1 protein-coding gene and 1 pseudogene are annotated in these 1,523 nt (G+C 65.7%); both read left to right on the top strand.

Translation table 11 applies throughout. The features are described 5' to 3' along the window. On the top strand, positions 1 to 1,096 hold a 1,096-nt coding region (locus VN047_RS15655), incomplete at its 5' end, for a tetratricopeptide repeat protein (protein ID WP_414712721.1). 239 nt (positions 1,097 to 1,335) lie between these two features. Beyond that, a pseudogene (locus tag VN047_RS15650) lies at positions 1,336 to 1,523 on the top strand (hypothetical protein); the annotation flags it as partial.

The raw sequence follows: 1,523 nt of genomic DNA, 5'->3' as shown, positions 1-1,523 counted from the left end.
CGGCAAGCTGCGCGACGGCCTACGCCGCTTCGACCTCGTCGACCTCCTGAGCGCCAAGGCGCCCGGCAGCGCGCCGACGGGGAACAGCGACTATCGGCTCGACGCGTCGCTGGTCCGCACGGTCGAGGGGCCGGTCGACGTCACGCTCGTGCTCAACCGCGTTGCCGACCAGCGCGCGATCTGGTCGCAGCAGCTTCGCCTGACCGAAACGGAGACCCCCGAGTTCACGGCGCTCGAACCCGTCATCTCGCAAATCGCGGGCGACTATGGCGTGATCGTGCGCGACCAGGTCCAGCGCCAGCCGGACAATTTTTCACCCGGTTTTCCTTGCCTCGCGCAATTCAACAAGGTGCGCCAGATGCGCAACACCGCGTCGGTGAAGCGGGTCGATGCCTGCCTCCGCGCCACGCTGGAGGGCAATCCGCGCGATACCGTCGCGCTCACCGCGCTTTCGCTGGTGCGTTATGGCGACTGGCAGCCGCAGCGCCTGACCGAGGCCGGGCGCGAGGCAATGGCCGAAGCGCGCGCGCTGGCGCAAAAATCCTATGATAGCGCTCCGAACTCATCGTCGGGCCTGTTCGCCATGGCGCGGGCGAATTTCTACCTCGGCAATTGCGCTGCCGGCAATGCGATGGGCGACGCCGCGATCGCCCTCAACCGCTATGACGCCGACATGGCGGGTTTCCTCGGTCTGTTCAAGGTTACCTGCGGGCTGGGGGGCGAGGGCGAAACCCTGCTGCGCCGGTCGCTCGAACTCGATTCATCGTTTCCGGGCGTCCCTGCGGTCACACTCGCCTTCATCCTGTCGCAGCGCGGCGAGCAGGAAGAGGCGCGCTCGATCCTCGATCATATGCCGTCGCCGAGCAATATGGAGCCGCAATATATGGTGGTGCGGGCGATTGTGCTGGCACGGCAGGGGCAGGTGCCGGCGGCGCGGGCGCAATGGAAACGCCTGCTCGACTATACGCGCCAACCGGCCGATGCAGCGCCCGAACGGGTCCTCGGCCGGTTCATGATTACCCCGGCGGTGATCCAGCGGGCGTCGGAGGCACTGCGCGATTCGGGGGTCGTTCCCGCCGGCGCCATATCCTCCTGAAGCTGTCGGGCCGGTCCGGAAAAAACGCGGCGGGACGCCGGCGGCGCTTGCTGCGAAAATGGCATAGCTATGCATGACCGGCTGACACGGGCCGCTCGGCGCCGACGATCGCTCCGGTCTTTCAGCATGCCTGCGGAACGTTCGACCTTGAAGCCGGCGATGGCAGCGCCTATTTCGTCGCCAGGCGCCGGACGGACAGAAAGGGAGGCGTTCGGCCTGCGAAGCTGCGGAGGAGGCACTTGTCGATACGGCGCTTCGCCGACCGGTCGATGCCAGCCCTCTTGCCAGCCCCGCCCACGGGCACTAGGGCAATTTTCAACATTCACGACATAGTCAGAAAAAAGGAACTGTGCATGAGCGATTCGGCCGAAAAGGTTAAAAAGATCGTCGTCGAACATCTGGGCGTCGAAGCCGACAAGGTCACCGA

This window comes from Sphingopyxis sp., assembly GCF_035565275.1.
Lineage (GTDB): Bacteria > Pseudomonadota > Alphaproteobacteria > Sphingomonadales > Sphingomonadaceae > Sphingopyxis.
The sequence above is the reverse complement of the archived record's forward strand: the minus strand, read 5'-3'. Positions and strand labels throughout refer to the sequence as shown.